We start from the raw sequence: 22,016 nt of genomic DNA, 5'->3' as shown, positions 1-22,016 counted from the left end.
TTCAATTAGCTATTTCTCGTTAAAGATTAGCCGTTTTTAGGTGGGTCAAATGCCGTCAGTTCTAATACTGGACCTGTGTATTTCTCAATCTTCACAAGCGCAGAGTTTGCAGCACAGCCATTCGCCAAACGAGAAGTCGGAATATCCAACGTGAGTACGTTACAGCCGCCGTTTTTACATAGACCTGAGTCTTTATCTAAATCGGGCCAACCACCTTCATGGATACATACCGAGCCTTGCTTGATGCCATCCGTCACTAATGCACCCACCAAAACTTGTCCACGCCCATTGTGTGCACGAACCAAATCACCTGTTTTGATGCCACGAACTTTTGCATCTTCAGGGTGAATAGAAATCGGCTCACGGTCAGCGATCGCATACTCTTCACGGATCTTCGCGTAGTTGAACTGACTGTGCAGACGATGCGCGGCGTGCGCTGTCATCAGTTGCAGTTCTCCATCTTTAGCATTACCGGTGTATTCTGTTGGTTCCAACCAAGTTGGATGCGCTGGGCAATCTTCTAATTGGTAAGCTTCAATCGTTTTCGAGAAGATTTCAATCTTACCACTTGGCGTACCCAATGGATTCATGATTGGGTTATCACGGAAATCAGCGTAACGAACGAACTGTGCGTTCTTCTCGTTCCACTTCATTTCGATCAGCTGATTATCTTCCCAGAACTTGCTGAAGTTTGGCATTGCAACACGTGCAGCGCGGCCACCTTGTTGCGCTGCTTTATAAAAGCCATACAACCATTCCATTTCAGTCTTGCCTTCGGTGTACACATTGTGTCCACCAGGAGCAAGTAGCTCAGCCATATCAGCAAACACGTCAAAGTCGTTACGCGCTTCGCCTTGAGGTTCAACGGCTTGTTTCATTGGCACTAAGTGTTGGTTACTGTAATCACCTGTCATCGTCAGATCGTTGCGCTCAAACGATGTTGTAATAGGCAGAACAATATCCGCGTGCTTAGCAGCTGCTGTCCAGTAAATCTCTGAAATAACAACCAGTTCCGGCTTCTGCCACGCTTTAATTAAACGGTTTGTGTCTTGGTGATGAGTGAAGTTACCACCGCCCGCCCACCAGATCATTTTGATGTCAGGGAACACACGGTCATGACCATTATGCTTGTACGCTTTGCCCGGATTTTCGAGGGCTTCAACGATACGAGCAACAGGGAACGAATTGATCACCTTGCCTGTTGCAGACCAGCCACGCTCATCACTACCCGCAACAGCACCTAAAGATGCGGACATTGCAGGCAATACGCCAGCGTCACGAGATGGGTTACCACCATTTGAGTAGTGGTAAGAGAATCCGAAACCGCCACCTGGTAAACCGATTTGACCTAACATCGCTGCGAGTGTCACCAACATCCAGTGACGTTGCTCACCAAATTGTTGACGCTGAATACCCCAACCTGCCATTAACATCGTGCGGTTGCTACTGAAGATCTCGGCAAGTAATTCAATCTGCTTAACAGAGACACCACACACGTTAGATGCCCACTGTGCATCTTTCACCACACCGTCTTCTTTACCCATCAGGTAATCTTCGAATACGTTGTAGCCCGTTGTGTATTTTTCAATAAATGACTTATCGTGTTTATCTGTTTTAACCAGTGTATGGGCAATACCCATCAACATCGCAACATCAGTCATTGGGTGCGGAGCAATCCACTCTGCGTTGTCACCAAAAAACTCGATAGTTTCAGAACGCATTGGATCGATAGCAATCACGGTTTTGCCAGACTTCTTCAATTGATGGAAAAACTCAAGACCTGAACAGTCTGTTGAACTCCAAGCAATCTTCAAAGTGTTCATTGGGTTTAGACCCCAAAGCACGACTACATCACTGTGCTCTAGCACCATTGGATGTGTTGTTTGTTGCTCGTATACTTCAATCGAGCCCACAACGTGCGGCATGATAACTTGCGCAGCACCTGTTGAGTAATCACCCATGTGGCCAGAGTAACCACCAGCCATACCCATGTAACGTTGAAGTAAAGTCTGCGCCTTATGAAGCACACCACTAGAACGCCATCCGTAAGACCCAGCAAAAATAGCATCTGGTGTATTGTTTTCACGAATACGCATGTGTTGTTCGTGTATCAATTTGTACGCTTCGTCCCAAGACACTCGAACAAACTCGTCATCACCACGAGCTGCTTTAGGCGCCAGTGGATTATCTAAGTAGCTCTTGCGCACCATTGGGTATTTAATGCGAGCTTTGGTATGAACTTGGTCAGGGCCTGTTGTTTGTAGGCTATTTGCAACCGTTTGTGCTACTGCATTCGTTGTAGACACTAACTTGCCGTCTTTCACTTCACACAACATCGGTCCCATACGACCAGCCGTAAGAACACCTTTACCACGCGTCTCTGATGAAGCTACGGACACTGGGGAAAACGACGTAAAAGCCATTGCACCAGCCGCCATACTTGTGCCTTTTAGAAATCCGCGACGTGTAATATCTGTCATTTTTTATTCCTTATTATTAGTGGCCAACAACGTCTTTCGCGTGGTTTTGGAAGTACTTAGTCAGTAGCTCAAGGTTTTGCTCTGAGATATCTGTACGATCTCCCATACCTTTAGCAACCGGTCCCCAAGCGTTAACAGTGAAGTGCTCACCAGGAATTTTTGCGTGACAAGTTGAACAGTAAACATTGTCTAACTCTTCGGCATAAGACCAAATTGGGTCTAAGCTATCGACAACCGGAGAAGTAATGTCACCCGTCAATTCAACTGAACGCCATTCGTTACCATAAGCATCAGCTTCATATTCACCCGTTTTAAGTGCGCCTTGCCCTTGTTCTGTCAATTTAGCAACAATAGAACGTTGCCCTTCCCCGAAGTAAAGCACTTGTTCTGCGCCTTTCATTTGGAACGCATTCAACGTCACAGTGCGGTTGTCGCCTTCAGCTTTAATTACTTGCAATTCAGCTGTTGGGTTTACGCTACCGAACTCACCCATTGCAATGTCTGTCACTGGGTAAACAACTTTTGCATCTGCTGCCGTGTTCTTAGTAAATGCAATCAAGGTATCAAACGCTTTGCTGTCTAACTGAGCTTCAGGAGCAAAGTGCGCTACACCCTTGTGACAGTCGATACATGTTTGGTTGTTCTCTTTACCATAAGCGTGCATTTTCGCCGCATCACGAGATTGTTCGAATGTTTCCATTGCATCGAAATCGTGGCAAGAGCGACATGTCGCTGAGTCGTTTTCACGGAATTGAGCCCATACCGTTTCAGCCATCTCTTCACGGTGCGCTTCGTATTTATCAGGTGTGTCGATCTTTCCTGAAATAAATTCGTGGTAGATGTCTTTAGACGCTCTCACTTTGGTGATCACGTAATCCACCGGATCCGTTGGAATATGGCAATCAGCACACTCTGCTCGAATGCCTTTTGCGTTACTGAAATGGACAGAACCTTGGTACTCTTTATGTGGCGTTTCCATAGTGTGGCAAGACACACAAAACTCAGTGCTCGATGTGTAGTGCATAACCGCAGCTGTTCCACCTAAGGTCAACCAACCAATGCCTATACCAACCGCTGCTATTAGTGCGATATAACGTTTTTTTATTGTCATAATTTTTAATCATCTTCAACAATTGCTTACAATTACGATAAGAATAGTACTTTAGGGGTAGTCGAGGTTGATTTGGATCATAAATCGCAATCTGAGGAATAAAAAATGAACCTTTCTGAGAGAATGAGGTCGCTTTATAAAATGAACACTCTGACAACCTAATCACCCTGCAAATACAAAGCTTTGGTTTGATACCTACAATTGATTAATTTGATATCAACGCACCAAACCGCCTCCCAAATCAATGAAGTAAATTGTAAATCCAATACAATATCGGCTACCTATTTTCATAAACTCTTTACTCAATGAACCAAATAGAATTCCAACAAAAAATAGCGAGTTTCACTTCGATTGAACAAGCGCTTGATTACTTTGAAATTGGATTTGATAGCAAGTTCATCGACCAAAATAGAATAGAGCTTGTGAAGCGCTTCAATGGTTATCTGATCCTGTCAAAGCCGGATGATTGGTTTTCTGGAAGAAGAGCGCTGAAAAATGCCTATTGTAAGGTGCAACGCAGTAAGCTGGATCGTTACACACGATCAGCCTGTCGTGGTTGCACGACTTGCCAACGCCGATAGCTAAAAGTTAACAGTTAAACAGCTGACGATTTAAAAGTAGGCAGCGAAAAAACAGATAGCTGAAATAACATCTCATTACGATTTAGTTAGTAGTTTGCTCGAAAAAAAGTGTGCTAATCTTACGGCAACTCAACTACGAGATAAAAACTACAATGAAAATTTTCAGCAACTTCGAAAGCGGCAACATTCACGTCGTTTCAGCAGATTCACCACAAAACATTCAACTGACGATCCCAGCAGACAACCAGACTGAAATCTCTCAGTGGTTCCACTTCCGTTTAGAGAGCGAAGCTCAACAAGCTCATCACTTTGAAATCGGTCAATTGGCAACTTCTGCTTATCCTGAAGGCTGGAAAGATTACGATGTGGTTGCATCTTATGACCGTGAAGAATGGTTCCGTATTCCGTCTCAGTTCGATGGCGACACACTAAGTTTCGATATCATTCCTGAACACGATTCAATGTACTTCGCGTACTTCGCGCCGTACTCATACGATCGTCATCAAGATCTTCTACACAGTGCTCAAACGCACCCTGCTTGTAAGCTAGAAACTCTGGGTCACACATTAGACAACAATGACATCACTTTGCTAACTATCGGTGAGCCAAGTGAAGAGAAGAAAAACATCTGGGTTATTGGTCGCCAACACCCTGGCGAGACCATGGCTGAATGGCTAATCGAAGGCTTGCTTCAACGTCTACTCGATGAGACAGACACAGTAGGACGCTCACTGCTAGACAGCGTTGTATTCCGTGTTGTGCCTAACATGAACCCAGATGGCAGCATCCGTGGCCATCTGCGCACCAACGGTATTGGCGTTAACCTAAACCGTGAATGGCAGTCACCTTCTATGGAACGCAGCCCTGAAGTTTTCCTTGTACGTGAACGCATGCTAGAAACGGGCGTTGACCTATGTCTAGACATTCATGGCGACGAAGCAATCCCGTATAACTTTGTCGCGGGTAGCGAAGGCACACCTTCATACAACGAACGCATTGCAAAACTAGAGAATCACTTCAAGCAAGCGCTTCTGACTATCACGCCAGAATTCCAAGATGAATTTGGTTACGATAAAGACGAACCGGGCAAAGCAAATATGACCGTCGGCACAAATTGGATCGGTGAGCAGTTCAAATGTCTGGCTTACACTGTCGAGATGCCGTTTAAAGATCACATCAGCCACGCTGACGAACTGTACGGTTGGTCTCCAGAGCGTAGCGTTGCATTTGGTCACGACATGCTAGCAGCGGTTTGGGCAACAGTAGACGAGCTATAAAACGAACCATAAGACGAACTAAGTTCCTTAGTTTGTCCGTATAGTTAGTTTGCTTACATATATAGCAAAGCCCAGCACTTGTGAAAGTGCTGGGCTTTTTAATATCGGTTCTGAATGAGTGGCTTAGGCTTTAAGGCATTTAACTTTAAAAGCTTTCTATGCCACTCTGAGGCTAGCAAAAAATACTGGGTACCTTTGTCTAATGTGTCTTTGTTCTGACACCATATCTTTGAAGCTTGGTCCTTGTAGCAACTGAACGATCACTTCATCGCCTTCTTGTCGCAGCACTGCACCACGAATATCAATGGTGTTGTTATCGTGCAATCTTAAGCTTCCTGCCATTGAGAAACCTCGATAAACAGGAATGATGTTACGCATCATCAAGCGCACACCCTTTTCAGACACTTCACTGACATGAAAAAGCTCATCCTTAATTCGCATCACTGGACGTGCCTTTTTTGGGTACTTCAAGCGGTAATATTTGCGTTTCTGGGTGAATGACTCTTCACTCATCTGTGACTCCCTGTCTCTGTTTACTCGGTCAAGCAATAGTCGTTAGCTTCAATTGGATTTCGAACGAACATATTCACCAAATTGATAGCTGATTATTATATCGACTTTACGAGCTAATGCTTTAGAGATTTATGCAGAGAAACAAGGATTGCTGAGCATTCAGTAAAAAGTGAGATGTGAGTCGGATATGTTAGGAGCTCGATTGTTAGCGATGAACCCTAAAGCTGAAACAGCGCCAATTGAATACTGAAGCCAACAAACAACAACCCGCACACAATGTTCATCCATTGAGAAGTGCGCTTTTGAGTTAATAACCTCTTAAACGTATCAGCCATCAGAATGACAACCAAAAACCAGGTAGCAACCACTGTCGCCTGTATCGCGCCCAACATTAAGCTGTCGGATACAATGTTGCTCGTAGAAACAAACTGAGGGAATATTGAAAGATAAAACAGAACAATTTTAGGATTAAGTAAGTTGGTCAACAACCCTTTCACAAACTGATGATAAAGCTTACTTCCTGATGCACTCACCACAGCAAGCACGCCATCTTGAGCGCGCAGTGCCGCTCGAAAGTGATTATAACCAAGCCAGACTAAGTACAAGACGCCCAGCCACTTAAGCCCTTCAAACGCCATTGGGGTCTGAGATAATAGTAAGCTCATGCCATTTGCAGAAACAAACGCATGAAAAAAGAACCCGCATGACACACCCAATACGTTGATAAACGCAAACAGCTTTCTTTGTGTTAAAGCCGTGCTCAATACCAACAGAGCATTTGGGCCTGGAATAATGGCAATAAAAAACACGATGACAATAAACAGCCAGATACTTTCCCAACTCATTTCGCTCTCATTTCCTTATCGCTTCCTAATCATTCTTGATCGTTTTAGGGCGGGTATTGTACGTCCATTCAACACCATTACAATATGCCAAACGTTTATTAGCTTATGCTTGTCTTAGTTCACTGGTATGGATAACGCTTAAATTTAACGTGTATAATTCACCCGTTTATCCTGTAACGCTGCAAAACTCATTCTCTAACATTTATAGCCCTGTTAGACTCCACCTCCCTTTTGATACTTGGTTCATTTATGTCATTTGATAGCCTAACCCTAAACGCTCAAACTCTTGCTGCAATCCCCACCCACCTCCAGACTCCTACAGAGGTGCAGCAATCGGCTATTCCCCATATTGTTTCGGGCAAAGACGTTCTCGCCTTAGCCCAAACAGGCAGTGGGAAAACATTGGCGTTTGGCTTACCTGTGTTAAATAACATCAATGTTGCAATACGTGAACTGCAAGCGGTCATCATTGTTCCAACCCGTGAGCTTGCCTCTCAAGTAGCCAAAGCTCTAGAACCCATCGCAACCGCACTTGATATCAAAACAGTGACACTTACTGGTGGAATTGATATCGATAGTCAGCAACAGCAATTGTTAGAGAAGCCACAACTCGTGATCGCAACTCCTGGCCGCCTACTTGCCGTGATTCAAGAGAACAAGCTAGTGCTAAGCCAATGCGAGTCTTTAGTTCTTGATGAGGCAGACCGTTTACTCGATATGGGATTTTGGCCAGATATTCAAACCATTATTTCTGCTCTTCCTAAGAAACATCAAACACTGCTGTTTTCGGCTACGCTGCCAAAAGAGCTGGTCAGTCAGGCCGAGGCGCTGCTTACTAACCCAGTAAAGATCACGACGCATCAAGAGAACAGTGTCGTTTCGGCCATTGAAGAAACGCTCTACCTAGTGAATAAGGGAAGTAAACCTCAAGCGCTCATCGCGTTACTGAACCAACATCAGTGGCCACAGGTACTGGTTTTCATCAGTGCCAAAGACAATGCAGACTCACTAACCAAGCGATTGAATAAAGCAAAAATTAGCGTAAGTGCCTTACACGGCAACAAAAGCCAAGAAGAAAGAGCGCAAGCATTAGAAAGTTTCAAAAATGGTGAAACACGAGTGTTAATCGCAACTGATGTGATGGCTAGAGGCATACATATAGACCAACTGCCTGTAGTCATTAACTTTGACTTACCAGCTCACTCTGCCACTTACGTACACCGTGTCGGACGCACAGCCAGAGCTGGAAGCACTGGATTAGCAATTTCCCTTGTGAGCCACGGTGAAACAGAACATTTAGACGCCATTCGAACTCTCACCAACAAAGCACTTCCGTTGCAGTCATTAGAAGGGTTTCCGGTAACAGATAAACCCGCATCTGAAGCAACAGCGAGGAAACGTCCGCCAAAGGACAAAGTGGCCAATCGCAGAACAGCAAAAAAGAAGAGTGTTAAGCAATTTAAGAGCAAGCCAAATTCTTCGAGATAACTAGTTCTTCAAAATAACCATAGAAAATTGATTAGCCCAGTATTAACTGGGCTTTTTTATTCAAAGAAAAACTGCCAGCTAAACCTGAAAAAGACCGCTTAATCACACCAAGTTAAATGACACTTTTATGAATTATGATGCCAACGTATTGATTCTTGGTTGCTCAAAAAAAATACTTTCTGATCACGTTGACGCCCCTATATCTGGCAACTAGATTTTTCTATTAGTGTCTAAAACAGGAGGTCATTGAAATGAAACGTGCTAGCTCTACATATCGATTGCAACTGATTAAGGAAGTGGCAACTCGCCGAGATCGTCAATGTTCCAATGACCCGATGGCAAGCTACATACAAACCCTAATAGATAACAAAGACGAGAGTGACTGTTCAGTTGAACGCAACCACAGGTTCAGTGGCAGTCATTTCGATGAGCACATAGGCGGTTGGGTTAGCGACCACTGGGGTAGTAAGTAGGCCAAAGGCAATAAGCGAATAAGCGAATAAGCGAATAAGCGAATAAGCGAATAAGCGAATAAGCCAGCATAACCGCTGTAGAATTTATCTCCGCATTAACCTATTATCTGCAACAATTTCCCTTCATTGAGTAAGCAGAAAGTGTCTGAGTTAAAAAGAGAAAAAGAAGTGATGGTTGCCTTCCAAGTGATCCCTCGCGTTAAAGAAGGCAACAATTTCGAAGTGGTTGATAAAGCAATTGAAGTAGTGAAAGCAGCTGATGTTCCTTTTCAAATCGGTGCGATGGAAACCACAATGAAAGGTGAGCTTAACCAATTACTCGAGATCGTTAAAAAGGCCGAGCAAGCTTGTTACGATGCAGGGGCTGTCGAAGTCATAACCAACATTAAGATTCATAGTAAGACCACCGAGGCCGATGATACATTTTGCACGTACCATCGTGGTGTAACGAAAGCGAATCACATGTTTGTTTAAAAAAACGTTCATTTAAGAGCTTGTTGGCTTACGAAAATGTGACTATTGAGAAAGACTCTGATGAACCAGTGATGTTATTGAAAAGGCATGTCCGAAAGGTGAGAAAGGATTTCCATTCGCTCTTCTTCTGACATCGAATGCCAATCACGCGGGCTCTCTTCAGGGTCATCTTTCGCCCCGATAGGTTTTTTATCCAGTGCTTTGACTGGTTTTTTTTTGATTTTCACGTCCTTTTTATTCATACCGACACCACTCCTTCTGGTACAAAGGTACCTACCTTAATATTACACCCCAACCATTATGTAAAGTAATAGTTACTTCGGAGTTAAATAAAAACTCAATAGTTATTGTTTAGCCGAAAAGATCTCTTTGGGGACTTGTGTTTCCCTCTTCTTCTTCAGGCTTACCAACCAAGTTGTTTTGCTTCATTATTTTTCTTCTATAGCGCTGACGGCATAATTTTATGACATGCAACTGCTCCGCAGATGTCATCGACATCCAATTAAAGCGCTCTTCTCTTTTGCGCATACAGCCATGGCAATAGCCTTTTTCATCGCTTGAGCAAACCCCAACACAAGGGCTTGGAACTTGGAAAAACTCTAACTGCTCCACCCTGTCTCCTTACACATCGAAATTAAGCTTACTAATTCAAAAATAAGCGATTAATTTGTCGCCAGACCGATTAAATCCATACTAAACTATGACCTTATACTGACACATATAGTGTTTTGTAAACTATACTTTGAACCCATCAAGTTACACTTATTCGGTAACTTCGTTCTTTCCTTTGGAGCCTTATAATATGAAGTTTAGTTCAAAAAAATTACTCGCAGTAGCCGCTTTACCTATGATGCTAGCAGCATGCACAACAACAGGTGACAACGCGATGCAAGTAACACCAACCGATCTACAGCACCATAATTGGGAACTTGCGCAAATTGATGGCAAGGACATTGTGAAAAGCGAAGACCAAGCAGCTCCTCGTCTAGAGATCGGCGAAAAGATGACTGCAAACGGCATGGCTGGTTGTAACAACTTCTTCGGTCAGGGCGAGCTGAAAGACGGTCAATTCCGTATCAAGCAAATGGGCATGACAATGAAAATGTGTCACGGCTCTGCGATGGAAATCGAACAATCGGTTTCAGCTACTCTAAGCGAGTGGAGCGACGTAACCCTAACAAACGATACGCTAGTACTTAAAAACGATGTACACACACTAACGTACACAATTCGTGACTGGGTAAACTAATCCGTCATTGAAAACAGATATCGATTAAAGGAGCCTTCATGGCTCCTTTTTTATTGCTTGCTCGACAGCCCAATGCATTCAAAACACCACTTATCGCCAGATTTTCGTACCAACCTCCAATAAATATCAAAAAAACCTCATTTAGGTGCAATTAATTCACCGCTTTAACGGTCTGTTGCTAGGATGGCAGAGGCTCCTAGTAATTGATTGAATTTACTATTGAATTAGAAATTATTTCAGAAACAGATAGAATAACTATTATGCCGTGTTGATCTTTCGTTAGCCACGAAAGGTCAACACGGCCAAGGGAGTTCGACAATACAATGCTCTTGCCCGTTCACTACCAAATGGAAAAGTTTATGAACAAGATAGTAAGTACGTTAGGAATCATGGCAACCGTTGCATACAGCGCAACCATTTATGCTGATGAAGCAACATCCACCGACAGTTGGAACCAAATAGAACAGCAGGCAGAGGGAGAAACTGTCTACTTTCACGCTTGGGGCGGAAGCCAAGAGATCAATCGTTACCTACAATGGGCAGGTAAGAAGTTACAGAGTGACTACGGTGTTACCTTAAAACATGTCAAAGTCACTGATATTGCAGAAACCACCACTCGTTTACTTGCAGAAAAAGCGGCAGGTAAGAACAGTGAAGGCAGTGTCGATATCGTTTGGATTAATGGTGAAAACTTCCGTTCGATGAAAGACAATGCGCTGTTGTTTGGACCATTCACGGAATCACTTCCAAACTGGCAGTATGTCGATAAGTCTCTGCCTATTGATGTCGACTTCTCGGAGCCGACAGAAGGCCTAGAAGCACCATGGGGCGTTGGACAACTTGTGTTCATCCACGACCAAGAAACGCTGAACAATCCGCCACAATCGTTCTCAGAGATATTGAGCTATGCTCAAGCTTTCCCTAACCGCTTAAGCTACCCTCGCCCACCTGAATTTCACGGCACCAGCTTCATCAAGTCTCTACTGATTGAGCTAACAGACAACAACCCTGCACTTGCTCAGCCTGTGTCTGAAGACAACTTCCAAGAAGTTACAGCACCACTGTGGGCTTACTTAGATAAATTTCATAAAGTGGCATGGCGTGGTGGCAAACAATTCCCAGCAGGCACATCTGAAAGTATCCAACTTCTGGATGATGGACAACTCGACCTAGCCATAACATTCAATCCAAACTCTGTGTATTCAGCGCAAGCAAGTGGCCGTTTAGCGGAAACCACCAAGGCTTATGCTCTAGAAAGCGGCGCTTTATCAAATATTCACTTCCTTGCGATCCCTTGGAATGCCAACGCAACTGCAGGCGCTCAAGTGACAATTAACTTCTTATTGAGCCCAGAAGCGCAATCTCGCAAGGGTGACCTTAATGTTTGGGGCGACCCTTCGGTGTTGAGCAGCAAATACCTAACTGGCAGTGCTAAAAACACCCAACAATTTAAATCAATTGATGAACCACACCCTAGCTGGCAAAACGCGCTCGAGAAAGAGTGGCTTAAGCGATACGGTAACTAAACTTCATGCTACGCGCTCTATATTTGGTTGTTATAGCTGTGTGCATTATCCCTACGATTCCTGGGGTAGCGGGAGTAGTGGCCTCGTCACTTAGTTTCATCCCGCCCCTAGGTTTAGAGGAGCCCTCACTCAACGGTTTTAGCCAAGTCTTCCAATGGGTAGGGGCTTGGCACTCGATTGGCTTAAGCCTAGGTTCAGCGATCGCCAGCAGCTACATTGCCTGCTTCCTGACTTTTTGTATTCTTCAAGTCTCTTGGGGAAACAAGTTTTGGAGAAAGATTGAGTTAACGCTATCGCCAATGCTTGCTATTCCGCATGTTGCTTTCGCCATTGGCTTTGCTTTTCTATTTAGCCCAACGGGGCTTGGCGCAAGAGCCGTGCACCACATACTCGGCGAATCGGCTACCAGTTCTGAATTAGCTTTGTTGGTCAAAGACCCTTACGCGTTCGGTCTCATCATCATGTTGGCACTCAAAGAAGTCCCGTTCTTATTGCTGATGAGCATATCGATACTTCAACAAATTGATGTAGAACGTATAACTAAGGTGAGCGCTTCGCTAGGCTACAGCCGCTCTCAGATCTGGTGGAAGTGTATTTTCCCACAATGGTTTACCAAGCTTCGCTTCCCTATGTTGGCCGTGCTTGCTTACAGCGTGTCGGTTGTCGATATTGCTTTGATCATTGGCCCAACTAACCCGCCGACCTTTGCCGTTTTGGTATGGCAATGGTTTAACGACCCAGACCTTAACTTATTGCCACGAGCAGCCGCTGGCGCCATCGTTTTATTCGGTTTAGCTTCATTGATCATCGCCTTAGCGCGTTTAATCGAATGGGCAATTCTGAAGTACTTTAGAACTTGGCAATATTCAGGCAGAACAGGCATTAACCTTCCAGGAAAAACGATCTTCGCAGTGCTTGCTGCATTGTCACTGCTGATCATTCCACTAATGGGGATCTGGAGTGTCGCCCAACGTTGGCGCTTCCCTGATTTACTTCCAAGTCGCTACAGCATGCGTTTTTGGCAATTTGAGTGGGATGGCATCATGAGCACCGTCGGGCAAAGCTTATGGATTGGTCTGATTGCCGCTTCAGTCGCTTTGTTGCTTGCGCTGGTTGCTCACGAATACAGAATCAAATACAAGTGGCAAGTTCCGGGCTTCATTATCGCTATACCAATGTTGATACCTCAACTCTCGGTGTTGTTCGGCATGCAAGTGACCACGCTTTATATCGGCAGCAGCGCCTATGAGTTCTGGGTAATTTGGGCACATGTGTTCTTCGCATTTCCGTTTGTCTATCTATCTCTAGACGGCCCTTGGAAGAGCTTCAATGATGGTCTGATAAAAGCCTCGCTAAGCCTTGGTAAGTCGCCATTTCAGAGTTGGTACTCAATCAAACTGCCAATCTTGCTGCCTGCTATCGCCTTTGCTTGGGCGGTCGGGATCAGCGTGAGTTTAGCTCAGTACCTGCCAACATTGATGCTCGGCGCGGGCCGTATTAGCACGATCACCACAGAAGCCGTTGCCCTAACCAGTGGTTTCGACCGCAGGGTGACAGCTATCTATGCCATTTGGCAGGCCCTATTGCCTCTGTTCTTTTTCTCTTTAGCGATATTAGTCAGCCGACTTCAACTCAGATATCGCCGTCTTACTTTTAAAGGTTTTCTAACGAATGAGTCTGCACCTCAACGACCTCGCCATCCATAAAAACGATGGTGAATCGCTGTTTTCAGCGCTAAACGTAACATTAGAATCAGGCCAAGTATTGGCATTGATGGGGCCGAGCGGCTGCGGAAAATCGACTTTGCTGGACGCCGTAGCGGGTCACCTTAATGATGAGTTTTCGTATTCTGGCACCGTTATTTTGAACGACATTCAGCTGGATCACCTACCTTCACATCAGCGTGAAGTCGGTATTCTTTTTCAAGATGACTTGCTGTTCCCTCACCTCAAGGTATGGGAAAACTTGGCGTTCTCTCTGCCTAATTCAATTAAGGGTTCCGCTCGCCAACAGCAAGCGATGGCCGCATTAAAAGACATTGAATTGACCCACTTGGCAGAGTCTTTCCCTGATCAGATATCCGGTGGTCAACGAGCAAGAATAAGCTTAACTCGTATGCTGTTAGCAAAGCCGAAGCTCGCCCTGCTTGACGAACCGTTCAGCAAACTAGATCAAGAGTTAAGAGCACAATTTCGCGATTGGGTGTTTGAACAATTGACGAAAGCGAATATCCCTACGTTAATGGTCACGCACGACGAAGCTGATGTGCCTCAAGGGGCGCAAGTACTGTCTTGGCCATGGAGAAGTCATCATGCTGGATAAGTACTCCATCAAGGTCATTAAGTGGCCATTAAACCAATCAGCTAAGTTACTGAACCAATTTGGTATCACAGCTAATCAAACCACCTTGTTTGGCTTTCTGGTCGGGTGTTTAGCGTTTCCGGCGTTGGCATTTCAACAATACGAATGGGCGCTAGGCTTCATTGTGTTCAACAGAGTATGTGATGGGCTTGATGGGGCTTTGGCTCGAATCCAAGGCATCAGCGATGCGGGCGGCTTCCTAGATATCAGTCTCGATTTCCTTTTCTATTCGTTAATTCCTTTTGGCTTTGTGATTGCGAACCCAGAGCACAACGCCATTGCTGGTGCGTTTCTGATCTTCTCTTTTATCGGCACTGGCAGCAGCTTTTTGGCGTTTGCCGTGATGGCAGGCAAACGAGGCATCGAGAACCCAGTCTATAAACATAAGTCTCTGTACTACATGTCTGGGCTAACCGAAGGCACAGAAACTATCGCTTGTTTCATTGCTTTCTGTATTTGGCCTCAACACTTTGCCGTTATCGCTTATACCTTTGGCGCGGCGTGTTGGTTAACTACGTTTATGCGTATTTATTTTGGGTTCCAGACACTCAAGACTCAGCAAGAGAGTTAGCAATCTAACGACAAAAACAAGATACAAAAACGCCGCTCAATATGAGCGGCGTTTTTTCTAACTGATGTTTAAAAACAATTAAGCGTCAGCAGAAGCATTAATCTTAAACCTCAGCACCTTGAGACTCGAATCAAGATCGACATCAACAAACTCAGGCGGGTTGTCTAGGCGCTCAATAAACTCAACGCTAGGTGCTTCTTCTGCCATCGTCTCAATTAGGAAGTTTGGTGATACTACTGGTGAGTTTACACACGCGATCACTTCACCACCTTCTGTTAGAAGCTCAGTCAAACGACGTAAGATCTTTTTGTAATCTTTAGTGAGTGCGAAGCTGCCTTTTTGGAATGACGGCGGATCGATGATCACTAGCTCGTATGGACCGCCTTTCTTGATTTTTCCCCACGACTTAAAAATATCGTAGCCAAGGAAGTTAACCGATCGCATGTCGTGCTCATTCAGACGGTGGTTATCACGACCTTTATTCAACGAACCGCGAGACATATCCACGTTCATGCATTGACGAGCGCCACCAGCGATAGCCGCGACAGAGAAACCACAAGTGTATGCGAACAGGTTAAGAACATTCTTATCCTTAGCATTGTCTTGTACCCACTGACGACCATTACGCATATCTAGGAACAAACCGAAGTTCTGATTACGGCCAATGTCGAGTTGATATTTAAGACCATGCTCAACCACAACCGGAGAGTCATTGAGTTCGCCCCATAGAACCTCTGAAGGCGCGCCATCGGCATAACGGTGTTGCAGAACAATACTTGTGCCCTGCTTTGCTTGCCAGATATCTTTATTAGTCAGATCAACCAATCCAGCTTTAAGAGATGATAAGAATTCATCATCCACCTCTTTGAATACGTTAACCAATAACTGCCCATCAACCCAATCACATGTCAGTTGATCTAGGCCCGGCCAAAACTTACCACGACCGTGAAAAATACGGCGTAGTTCGTTCGGCACTTCATTAAGTTGCTGTTCAATATGACTAAAAAACAGAGGTAAAGCTGATGCTTCCATTATTTCACTCACTTAGTATTTAGCTTCGGCCAAGTTAATGACCAAGGTTCAAGCCAACTGTCTAAACCAGCAGACACGATCTCTTGATGCCACTTCTCACCTAAGGAGTCTAGGCTCCTTGGGTCGCAGACATATTCGTAGGCTTGTGATTGATAGGTAAATCGAATCGCGAAGGCATGCAGATATCCTCTGTCAGCCTCACTCGATGGATTGTAAATAGGGTCACCAACAATGGCCGAGCCGATCGACTTCATCGCAACACGGATCTGGTGTGTGCGCCCCGTATAGGGTTTACATAAAAGTAGACGCTCGCCGGGTTCAGCGGTTGCAGATAAAAACTGGGTAATCGCTGGATTTTCTTTGCTTGTCAGAAGCTTCCAACTTGAGCGTCGTGAACGCTCCATATCACCAGAAATTAACCCCTGCTTTTTCTTTGGCTTCTTCGAACCAATCGCAAGGTAGTATTTCTCTACTTCACGCTTTGCGAACAGCTGTGAAAGCTCACTCGCTGCCGAGGCACTCTTTGCTAACAGCAGAATACCTGAGGTCATTTTATCGAGGCGGTGAACGAGATATAACTTCGGCTCATTAAGCGCATTAGCGACTTCTTGCAGCAGCATGGTGTCACCATCGTCTTTGTGGACGCTGACTCCAGGGTGCTTATTAATGAGTAAAAAATCTGAATGGTTCAGAAGAATATCGAACATGTAAAGGCTAGCTCCATTGTAGAGCGTGGAGTATACCGTGTCTGAACCCAGATTCCAGCTACGAAAAAGCCCAACGAACTCAATAAACATTGAATCATTGGGCTTCTTTTTAATTGTCCGCTTTCGGTAATCGATTTTTAGTCCCTATCGAACACGAACTAAGCACTAAGCACTAAGCACTAAGCAAGCTTGAACTTACCGACTAATGCTTCTAGTTCAGCAACCTTAGCATTCAAACCTGAAGTGTTTTCAGAACTGCGAGTCGCCAGTTGCAAGGATTGCTCTGAGATATCACTGATCGCGGTAATATCCGCAGCAATTTCTTTGGTCACAGCCGTCTGTTCTTCTGCCGCAGTCGCGATAGAGTTGACCATGCTTTGTACATTGCCCGCACCGCTAACAATCGCTTCTAGAGCCGATACCGCCCCTGTGCTTTGCTCTACACCAATTTCAACTAAACGACAGTTGTCTTGAGTGTAAGTCACAGCTTCTTGAGTACCAGACTGAATCGATTGGATGATGCCAGACACCTCTTGCGTTGCTTTGGTGGTTCTTTCAGCCAACGCTCTTACTTCGTCAGCTACCACGGCAAAACCACGTCCAAACTCACCAGCACGTGCCGCTTCAATCGCCGCATTCAAAGCCAACAGGTTGGTTTGCTCAGCAATGTCTTCGATCACTTTAATCACGCTACCAATTTGTTCACCATGCGAACCTAGCGTGTTCATCTGTACCGACATGTCACTCATTTGAGCAGAGACTTGTTGAATGCTTGCCACCATCTCTACAATCACATTACGGCCATCTTCAGCTGAAGACTCAGAACGTCGAGCTTCTTCATAAGTAGAGGTGCCCTGCTGAGCCACTTCAGAGATCGTCAAACTTAGCTCTTCCGCTGCTGTTGCAATCAGATTCGCTTTATCCGCTTGTGCCGACGCACCAGAAACGATGTCATGACTAATCGACGACAGTTCTCCGGTAACCGATTGAACTTGGTTGGTAACAGAAGAGATAGACCCCAATAGATCCACCAATGATTTCTGCATCTGGTTGATCGACTGAGCTAAGTCAGCCAGTTCATCACCCGAATCATCAACGATATCTCCGGCCGTTAGGTCACCATTTGCCACACGTCGCGCTACCTGTTCAACGCGAGTTAAACGGTTAGTGATAGAGCTAGACAGTACATACGCAATCACACTACCAAATACAATCGCAATGCCAGACAACACCATAATGGTACGTTCAATCGTGGTAAACGACTCGGTTAATACAAGCAGTGATTGCTCTGTATCCGCACGCTCACTTGCTGATGCTTGATCCAGTAAGTTTTCAACTGGGATTAGGTTGCTCTCATACAAAGAACGAAGCTGCTGGATATTCGATAACAGCGCAGATTCATCGTTGATCTTAGGTACAAGCTTCGATTCAAACTCTTGAGTGAAGCGTCCCATTAGCTCTTCGATTCGCTGAATACGACGATGGTCTTCTGAGCCTCGACTCTCTAAACGTTTTGCTTCTGCGATGGCTTGAGCAAATTCGTTCTTATTCGAGCGGTAATCATTGAGTGCATTGTCGACCTGAATAATCGCACCTAATGCATCTCGGTAGACGTCTCCTGCTTCATCTATCAGAACAAGGTAAGTAACCGTACCCGGCACATCATCCATTCTAATTTCATCAGCGCTCTTGTGAGCCCCAATCACTTCTATCCATACAATACTGACTAACGTGACAAGCACCGCCAATATAGAGCCAAAACCGGCATACAGTTTCTTTCTCACTGACAATTTCACACAACACCTACCTAAAAAATACAGGCTCAATTGGCCTAACCGATAAGTATATCAGCTATCACACGGATAACTTTAGTGAATGTAAGCCTTTTATTTTTCGATAATAATTAAGTTAATAACATAAAAAAACGGGAGCCAATGGCTCCCGTTTCTTAACTTACTTTAACTCGCGATTATAGCTTATAAAAACTATGGCTTCTAAGAACTATAGCTTCTTAGAGATAATCGCAGAGCCAGCAATGATACCAATACCTAGTAGCATGATTGCACCTTTACCGCTGTCGAAGCCAGAAGAGATACCCATGAACGCTACGATAGCGATAGCTACTGGGATGATGTACTTAACTAGTGTGTACCATAGACCGAATAGTGGGAAAGATACTTCACCGTCGTTAGTGATTTCTTTCTCTAGGTCAGCACGGTTTAGTCTCCAACCAGCGAAGATACATACCAACATACCGCCAACTGCTAGGAAGATCTTATCCGTTAATAGGTCGAAGATATCGAATGCGCCAGTACCAAACAATGTTGGACCGAATCCGCCAAGTGATAGAGAAGCGAAGATACATAGAATCGCCATTACTACACTTGCAGACAGTACTGCAGTCACACGCTTCATGCCTTTCTCATCGATTAGGTAAGAAACCACAACTTCAAGTAGAGATACTGAAGAAGTTAGTGCCGCAACACTTAGACCAACGAAGAACATAAGAGCAAATAGAAGACCAACTACGCCGCCCATTTCAGCGAATAGCTGAGGAACAACAACGAATACTAGACCAGGACCAGCTGCTGGTTCCATACCGAATGCGAACATTGCAGGGAACATTGCAACACCAGCTAGGATAGCTACGCCTGTATCCATCGCAGTAACCATTGCAGTAGTTTGAACTAGGTTCTCTTTCTTCTTAAGGTAAGAACCGTATGTCAGCATACAACCCATACCAAGACTTAGTGAGAAGAATGCTTGACCTAGTGCAGCTAGGATTACACCGCTGTCTACTTTAGAGAAGTCAGGGCTGAATAAGAATTCAAGACCAGCCATCGCGCCCGGAAGCATGATGCCTTTGATTGATACCACGATAAGGATGATGAAAAGAAGTGGCATCAGAATCTTACCCGCTTTCTCAATACCACCAGAAATACCCTTCATAACGATGAAAACGTTAAGTAATAGGTATAGGCCCATCCACATAAGTGGTTGAACTGGGTTCGAGATAAAGCCACCGAAGCTGTCGCCGATTGCTTCAGGTGCGTCTAGTAGACCACCAGCAATCTTACCGATGTATGCGATTGACCAGCCACCTACTACAGGGTAGAAACCCATGATAAGTAGACCACTCACTACGCCGATAACACCAGCGAACGTCCAGCGACGGTCAGTCGATTTAAATGCACCTACTGCTGATTTTTGCGTATGACGGCCAATCGCAAATTCAGTCAGCATGACACTGAAACCAATGAAGATTACAAAAAACAGGTAAATTGCAACGAATGCACCGCCGCCACTTTCGCCTGCTGTGTATGGGAATTTCCAGATGTTACCTAAGCCAACAGCAGAACCTGCTGCAGCCATTACGAATCCTAATTTCGAACCCCAGGTATCGCGGGGTGTTGTGGTTGCATTACTAGTAGCCACGTGTACTCCAAACTTTTGTGTTATGTGATGTTGTGTTTTGCTTTGGGTGGCGTCTTTAAAAGATAAGATGTACAAATATTTTTACACATCTAAAAGATTTGATTGACGCTCGTTATATAGCAAGTAAACCAGTTTAAGAATAAAATTGGAAGTGCGAACCGTACATATTTCGTTACCAATGTAAATTTTTATGGTTAAATGCCGACTTTTCGTACAAAACAATCGTTTTCTTCTTAAGTTAACTAAAACTTAACAACTTTCACCTGTTTACCGTTTTTACTCTATTTTGTAAATAGTTGATTCCGCAAATTCCCATATTGGCAAAATAGCATTACTATCTAAGTGTCTCTTTTTTCGAGTAATCAATGTGGAAAAGCTCTACCATTTTTTAACTTTGGCTTCTGTTGCTTTGTACTGGATCCTCGTAGCCGGTGTGACTTTCCGTGTCGTACTAAAACGACGCTCTGTGAGTGTTTCTCTCGCGTGGCTGATGGTTATCTACATTATCCCGATTGTCGGAGTGGCTTGTTACTTCCTTTTCGGTGAGCTAAACCTAGGTAAGAAGCGGGCTGAGCGCGCGCACCGCATGTTTACTCCCTTTGGTGATTGGTTCCGTCAATTAAATGATTGTCAGCTCCACCTTCCCGGTAAAGTCGGATCTCCCATCCACAAGATCGATGAGCTTTGTAACAACCGGATGGGCATTCCTGCGCTCAGTGGAAACACACTTTCACTGCAATCGTCACCCAATGAGATCTTACACGCAATTATTGAAGATATAGAAAACGCCCAGACCAGCATCAAGATGGTTTTCTATATTTGGCACCCTGGCGGTCTAACGGATTCAGTCGCATCGGCTTTAATACGAGCGGCGAAGCGCGGCGTTGATGTTAAAGTTTTGCTCGATTCTGCAGGTAGCCCTCGCTTCTTCAAAAGCCATTGGCATTCAATGATGAAAGACGCTGGCGTTCACGTTGTGCAAGCATTAGAAGTTAGCCCTTGGCGTATTTTTTTACGACGTCTCGATTTGAGGCAACATCGTAAAATCATTGTCATCGATGAAACCATTGCCTACACAGGCTCAATGAATATGGTTGACCCTGCTCATTTCAAACAGAGCTCAGGTGTTGGTCAATGGATCGACGTCATGGTGCGCGTGACTGGGCCAACAGTTAATGTTTTATCTGCGATTCATGGTTGGGATTGGGAAGTTGAAACGGGCGTACGCATTCTTCCAGATCTACCGGAGTGTGCTGTCGAAGAAATAAAGACTCATCACCCAGTACAAGTGGTTCCGTCAGGTCCGGGTATGCCGGAATATTTGATCCTCCAAGTTTTAACCATTGCGATTAATCAGGCGAATCACTCTGTTCGTATCACTACGCCCTACTTTGTACCCAGTGCCGACTTATTAGAGACACTAAAAATGACAGCGCAGCGTGGTGTGAACGTTGAACTGATCATTCCACACAACAATGACTCTTTGATGGTCAAATGGGCTTCTCGCGCGTTTTATACCGAACTGCTTGAAGCTGGCGTCAAGATCTATGAGTTTTACGGGGGCCTTCTTCATACCAAGTCAGTAGTAATCGATGAAGAGTTCTGCTTGATCGGAACGGTCAATATCGACATGCGCAGCTTGTGGCTGAACTTTGAAGTGACGCTTGCCGTTGATGATGTGCACTTCACTCAACAACTATCCGAATTACAGCAATCCTATATTGATTCTTCTCATCCCGTTGAATTAGAAGAATGGGAAAAAAGGAATCTGAGAAACCGTTTCTTTGAGAGGCTTTTCTACTTATTTAATCCGCTGCTCTGATGTAAACAAAATCGTGAATACATCGAAACATCAAATCTATCACAACTTTTATATCTATCGCTTTTTAGCCT

General features: G+C 44.7%; 21 protein-coding genes. 11 read left to right on the top strand and 10 right to left on the bottom strand.

Annotated elements, in window-relative coordinates:
• Positions 1–26: 26 nt before the first annotated feature.
• Complete coding sequence (locus AC3CKG_RS05715; RefSeq protein WP_488528960.1) at positions 27–2,480, bottom strand: molybdopterin guanine dinucleotide-containing S/N-oxide reductase; 2,454 nt, start codon at positions 2,478–2,480, stop codon at positions 27–29.
• 16 nt (positions 2,481–2,496) lie between these two features.
• A complete protein-coding gene (locus AC3CKG_RS05710; protein ID WP_229633944.1) occupies positions 2,497–3,591 on the bottom strand; it encodes a NapC/NirT family cytochrome c in 1,095 nt (364 codons plus the stop codon).
• Positions 3,592–3,896: 305 nt separating this feature from the next.
• On the opposite strand from AC3CKG_RS05710, the gene AC3CKG_RS05705 reads away from it, so the two are divergent.
• Positions 3,897–4,172, top strand: coding sequence for a nitrogenase-stabilizing/protective protein NifW (locus AC3CKG_RS05705; protein ID WP_076671431.1), 276 nt, complete (start codon positions 3,897–3,899; stop codon positions 4,170–4,172).
• Positions 4,173–4,324: 152 nt separating this feature from the next.
• Positions 4,325–5,449, top strand: a complete 1,125-nt coding sequence (locus tag AC3CKG_RS05700; RefSeq protein WP_029225770.1) for a M14 family metallopeptidase — start codon at positions 4,325–4,327, stop codon at positions 5,447–5,449.
• Positions 5,450–5,605: 156 nt separating this feature from the next.
• Here the strand turns inward: AC3CKG_RS05700 and AC3CKG_RS05695 are convergent, their stop codons facing one another.
• Positions 5,606–5,962, bottom strand: a complete 357-nt coding sequence (locus tag AC3CKG_RS05695; protein WP_065103804.1) for a PilZ domain-containing protein — start codon at positions 5,960–5,962, stop codon at positions 5,606–5,608.
• A 218-nt stretch (positions 5,963–6,180) separates the two neighbouring features.
• Entirely contained in the window at positions 6,181–6,807 is a 627-nt protein-coding gene (locus AC3CKG_RS05690) for a LysE family translocator (RefSeq protein WP_488528959.1), read from the bottom strand.
• Between the two features lie 249 nt (positions 6,808–7,056).
• On the opposite strand from AC3CKG_RS05690, the gene AC3CKG_RS05685 reads away from it, so the two are divergent.
• From AC3CKG_RS05685 to AC3CKG_RS05675, 3 genes are all read left to right on the top strand, one after another.
• Positions 7,057–8,295, top strand: a complete 1,239-nt coding sequence (locus AC3CKG_RS05685; RefSeq protein ID WP_488528958.1) for a DEAD/DEAH box helicase — start codon at positions 7,057–7,059, stop codon at positions 8,293–8,295.
• 251 nt (positions 8,296–8,546) lie between these two features.
• Positions 8,547–8,768: a hypothetical protein gene (locus tag AC3CKG_RS05680; RefSeq protein ID WP_017105698.1), complete on the top strand. Its 222-nt coding sequence runs from the start codon at positions 8,547–8,549 to the stop codon at positions 8,766–8,768.
• A gap of 171 nt (positions 8,769–8,939) precedes the next feature.
• Positions 8,940–9,242 carry a thiamine-binding protein gene (locus AC3CKG_RS05675; RefSeq protein ID WP_032501079.1) on the top strand — a complete coding sequence of 101 codons (303 nt, stop codon included), beginning with the start codon at positions 8,940–8,942 and terminating at the stop codon, positions 9,240–9,242.
• A gap of 74 nt (positions 9,243–9,316) precedes the next feature.
• On the opposite strand, the gene AC3CKG_RS05670 is transcribed toward AC3CKG_RS05675, so the two are convergent.
• Together AC3CKG_RS05670 and AC3CKG_RS05665 are read right to left on the bottom strand one after the other, a co-directional pair.
• Positions 9,317–9,484: a hypothetical protein gene (locus tag AC3CKG_RS05670; RefSeq protein ID WP_017109881.1), complete on the bottom strand. Its 168-nt coding sequence runs from the start codon at positions 9,482–9,484 to the stop codon at positions 9,317–9,319.
• 109 nt (positions 9,485–9,593) lie between these two features.
• The gene (locus AC3CKG_RS05665) at positions 9,594–9,854 is read right to left on the bottom strand and encodes a DUF1289 domain-containing protein (RefSeq protein ID WP_017109882.1); all 261 of its coding nucleotides are present in this window, start codon (positions 9,852–9,854) and stop codon (positions 9,594–9,596) included.
• Between the two features lie 190 nt (positions 9,855–10,044).
• On the opposite strand from AC3CKG_RS05665, the gene AC3CKG_RS05660 reads away from it, so the two are divergent.
• From AC3CKG_RS05660 to AC3CKG_RS05640, 5 genes are all read left to right on the top strand, one after another.
• Positions 10,045–10,491 carry an META domain-containing protein gene (locus AC3CKG_RS05660; protein WP_004734625.1) on the top strand — a complete coding sequence of 149 codons (447 nt, stop codon included), beginning with the start codon at positions 10,045–10,047 and terminating at the stop codon, positions 10,489–10,491.
• A gap of 359 nt (positions 10,492–10,850) precedes the next feature.
• Entirely contained in the window at positions 10,851–12,017 is a 1,167-nt protein-coding gene (locus tag AC3CKG_RS05655) for an ABC transporter substrate-binding protein (RefSeq protein ID WP_488528957.1), read from the top strand.
• 5 nt (positions 12,018–12,022) lie between these two features.
• Entirely contained in the window at positions 12,023–13,723 is a 1,701-nt protein-coding gene (locus AC3CKG_RS05650; RefSeq protein WP_488528956.1) for an ABC transporter permease, read from the top strand.
• A complete protein-coding gene (locus AC3CKG_RS05645) occupies positions 13,689–14,339 on the top strand; it encodes an ATP-binding cassette domain-containing protein (RefSeq protein ID WP_488528955.1) in 651 nt (216 codons plus the stop codon). The genes AC3CKG_RS05650 and AC3CKG_RS05645 overlap by 35 nt, the downstream gene beginning before the upstream one ends.
• On the top strand, positions 14,329–14,949 hold the full coding sequence (locus AC3CKG_RS05640) for a CDP-alcohol phosphatidyltransferase family protein (protein WP_017105690.1): 621 nt from the start codon (positions 14,329–14,331) through the stop codon (positions 14,947–14,949). Before AC3CKG_RS05645 ends, AC3CKG_RS05640 begins: the two co-directional genes overlap by 11 nt.
• Positions 14,950–15,027: 78 nt before the next feature.
• On the opposite strand, the gene AC3CKG_RS05635 is transcribed toward AC3CKG_RS05640, so the two are convergent.
• From AC3CKG_RS05635 to AC3CKG_RS05620, 4 genes are all read right to left on the bottom strand, one after another.
• A complete protein-coding gene (locus tag AC3CKG_RS05635; protein WP_488528954.1) occupies positions 15,028–15,981 on the bottom strand; it encodes a class I SAM-dependent methyltransferase in 954 nt (317 codons plus the stop codon).
• A gap of 8 nt (positions 15,982–15,989) precedes the next feature.
• Entirely contained in the window at positions 15,990–16,688 is a 699-nt protein-coding gene (locus tag AC3CKG_RS05630) for a TIGR01621 family pseudouridine synthase (protein WP_488528953.1), read from the bottom strand.
• Between the two features lie 179 nt (positions 16,689–16,867).
• Positions 16,868–18,484, bottom strand: a complete 1,617-nt coding sequence (locus AC3CKG_RS05625) for a methyl-accepting chemotaxis protein (protein WP_029223412.1) — start codon at positions 18,482–18,484, stop codon at positions 16,868–16,870.
• 205 nt (positions 18,485–18,689) lie between these two features.
• Entirely contained in the window at positions 18,690–20,123 is a 1,434-nt protein-coding gene (locus AC3CKG_RS05620; protein ID WP_488528952.1) for a sodium-dependent transporter, read from the bottom strand.
• 367 nt (positions 20,124–20,490) lie between these two features.
• On the opposite strand from AC3CKG_RS05620, the gene cls reads away from it, so the two are divergent.
• Positions 20,491–21,945: a cardiolipin synthase gene (gene cls / locus AC3CKG_RS05615; protein ID WP_076671410.1), complete on the top strand. Its 1,455-nt coding sequence runs from the start codon at positions 20,491–20,493 to the stop codon at positions 21,943–21,945.
• Positions 21,946–22,016: the final 71 nt, after the last annotated feature.

The organism is Vibrio sp. QJM3NY_15, assembly GCF_057785995.1.
This window is presented reverse-complemented; position numbering and strand designations above follow the sequence as displayed.

Bases quoted from the DNA above. Each gene is read 5' to 3' on its own strand.
- AC3CKG_RS05715 (WP_488528960.1), bottom strand. From the start codon at position 2,480: ATGACAGATATTACACGTCGCGGATTTCTAAAAGGCACAAGTATGGCG.
- AC3CKG_RS05710 (WP_229633944.1), bottom strand. From the start codon at position 3,591: ATGACAATAAAAAAACGTTATATCGCACTAATAGCAGCGGTTGGTATA.
- AC3CKG_RS05705 (WP_076671431.1), top strand. From the start codon at position 3,897: ATGAACCAAATAGAATTCCAACAAAAAATAGCGAGTTTCACTTCGATT.
- AC3CKG_RS05700 (WP_029225770.1), top strand. From the start codon at position 4,325: ATGAAAATTTTCAGCAACTTCGAAAGCGGCAACATTCACGTCGTTTCA.
- AC3CKG_RS05695 (WP_065103804.1), bottom strand. From the start codon at position 5,962: ATGAGTGAAGAGTCATTCACCCAGAAACGCAAATATTACCGCTTGAAG.
- AC3CKG_RS05690 (WP_488528959.1), bottom strand. From the start codon at position 6,807: ATGAGTTGGGAAAGTATCTGGCTGTTTATTGTCATCGTGTTTTTTATT.
- AC3CKG_RS05685 (WP_488528958.1), top strand. From the start codon at position 7,057: ATGTCATTTGATAGCCTAACCCTAAACGCTCAAACTCTTGCTGCAATC.
- AC3CKG_RS05680 (WP_017105698.1), top strand. From the start codon at position 8,547: ATGAAACGTGCTAGCTCTACATATCGATTGCAACTGATTAAGGAAGTG.
- AC3CKG_RS05675 (WP_032501079.1), top strand. From the start codon at position 8,940: ATGGTTGCCTTCCAAGTGATCCCTCGCGTTAAAGAAGGCAACAATTTC.
- AC3CKG_RS05670 (WP_017109881.1), bottom strand. From the start codon at position 9,484: ATGAATAAAAAGGACGTGAAAATCAAAAAAAAACCAGTCAAAGCACTG.
- AC3CKG_RS05660 (WP_004734625.1), top strand. From the start codon at position 10,045: ATGAAGTTTAGTTCAAAAAAATTACTCGCAGTAGCCGCTTTACCTATG.
- AC3CKG_RS05655 (WP_488528957.1), top strand. From the start codon at position 10,851: ATGAACAAGATAGTAAGTACGTTAGGAATCATGGCAACCGTTGCATAC.
- AC3CKG_RS05650 (WP_488528956.1), top strand. From the start codon at position 12,023: ATGCTACGCGCTCTATATTTGGTTGTTATAGCTGTGTGCATTATCCCT.
- AC3CKG_RS05645 (WP_488528955.1), top strand. From the start codon at position 13,689: ATGAGTCTGCACCTCAACGACCTCGCCATCCATAAAAACGATGGTGAA.
- AC3CKG_RS05640 (WP_017105690.1), top strand. From the start codon at position 14,329: ATGCTGGATAAGTACTCCATCAAGGTCATTAAGTGGCCATTAAACCAA.
- AC3CKG_RS05635 (WP_488528954.1), bottom strand. From the start codon at position 15,981: ATGGAAGCATCAGCTTTACCTCTGTTTTTTAGTCATATTGAACAGCAA.
- AC3CKG_RS05630 (WP_488528953.1), bottom strand. From the start codon at position 16,688: ATGTTCGATATTCTTCTGAACCATTCAGATTTTTTACTCATTAATAAG.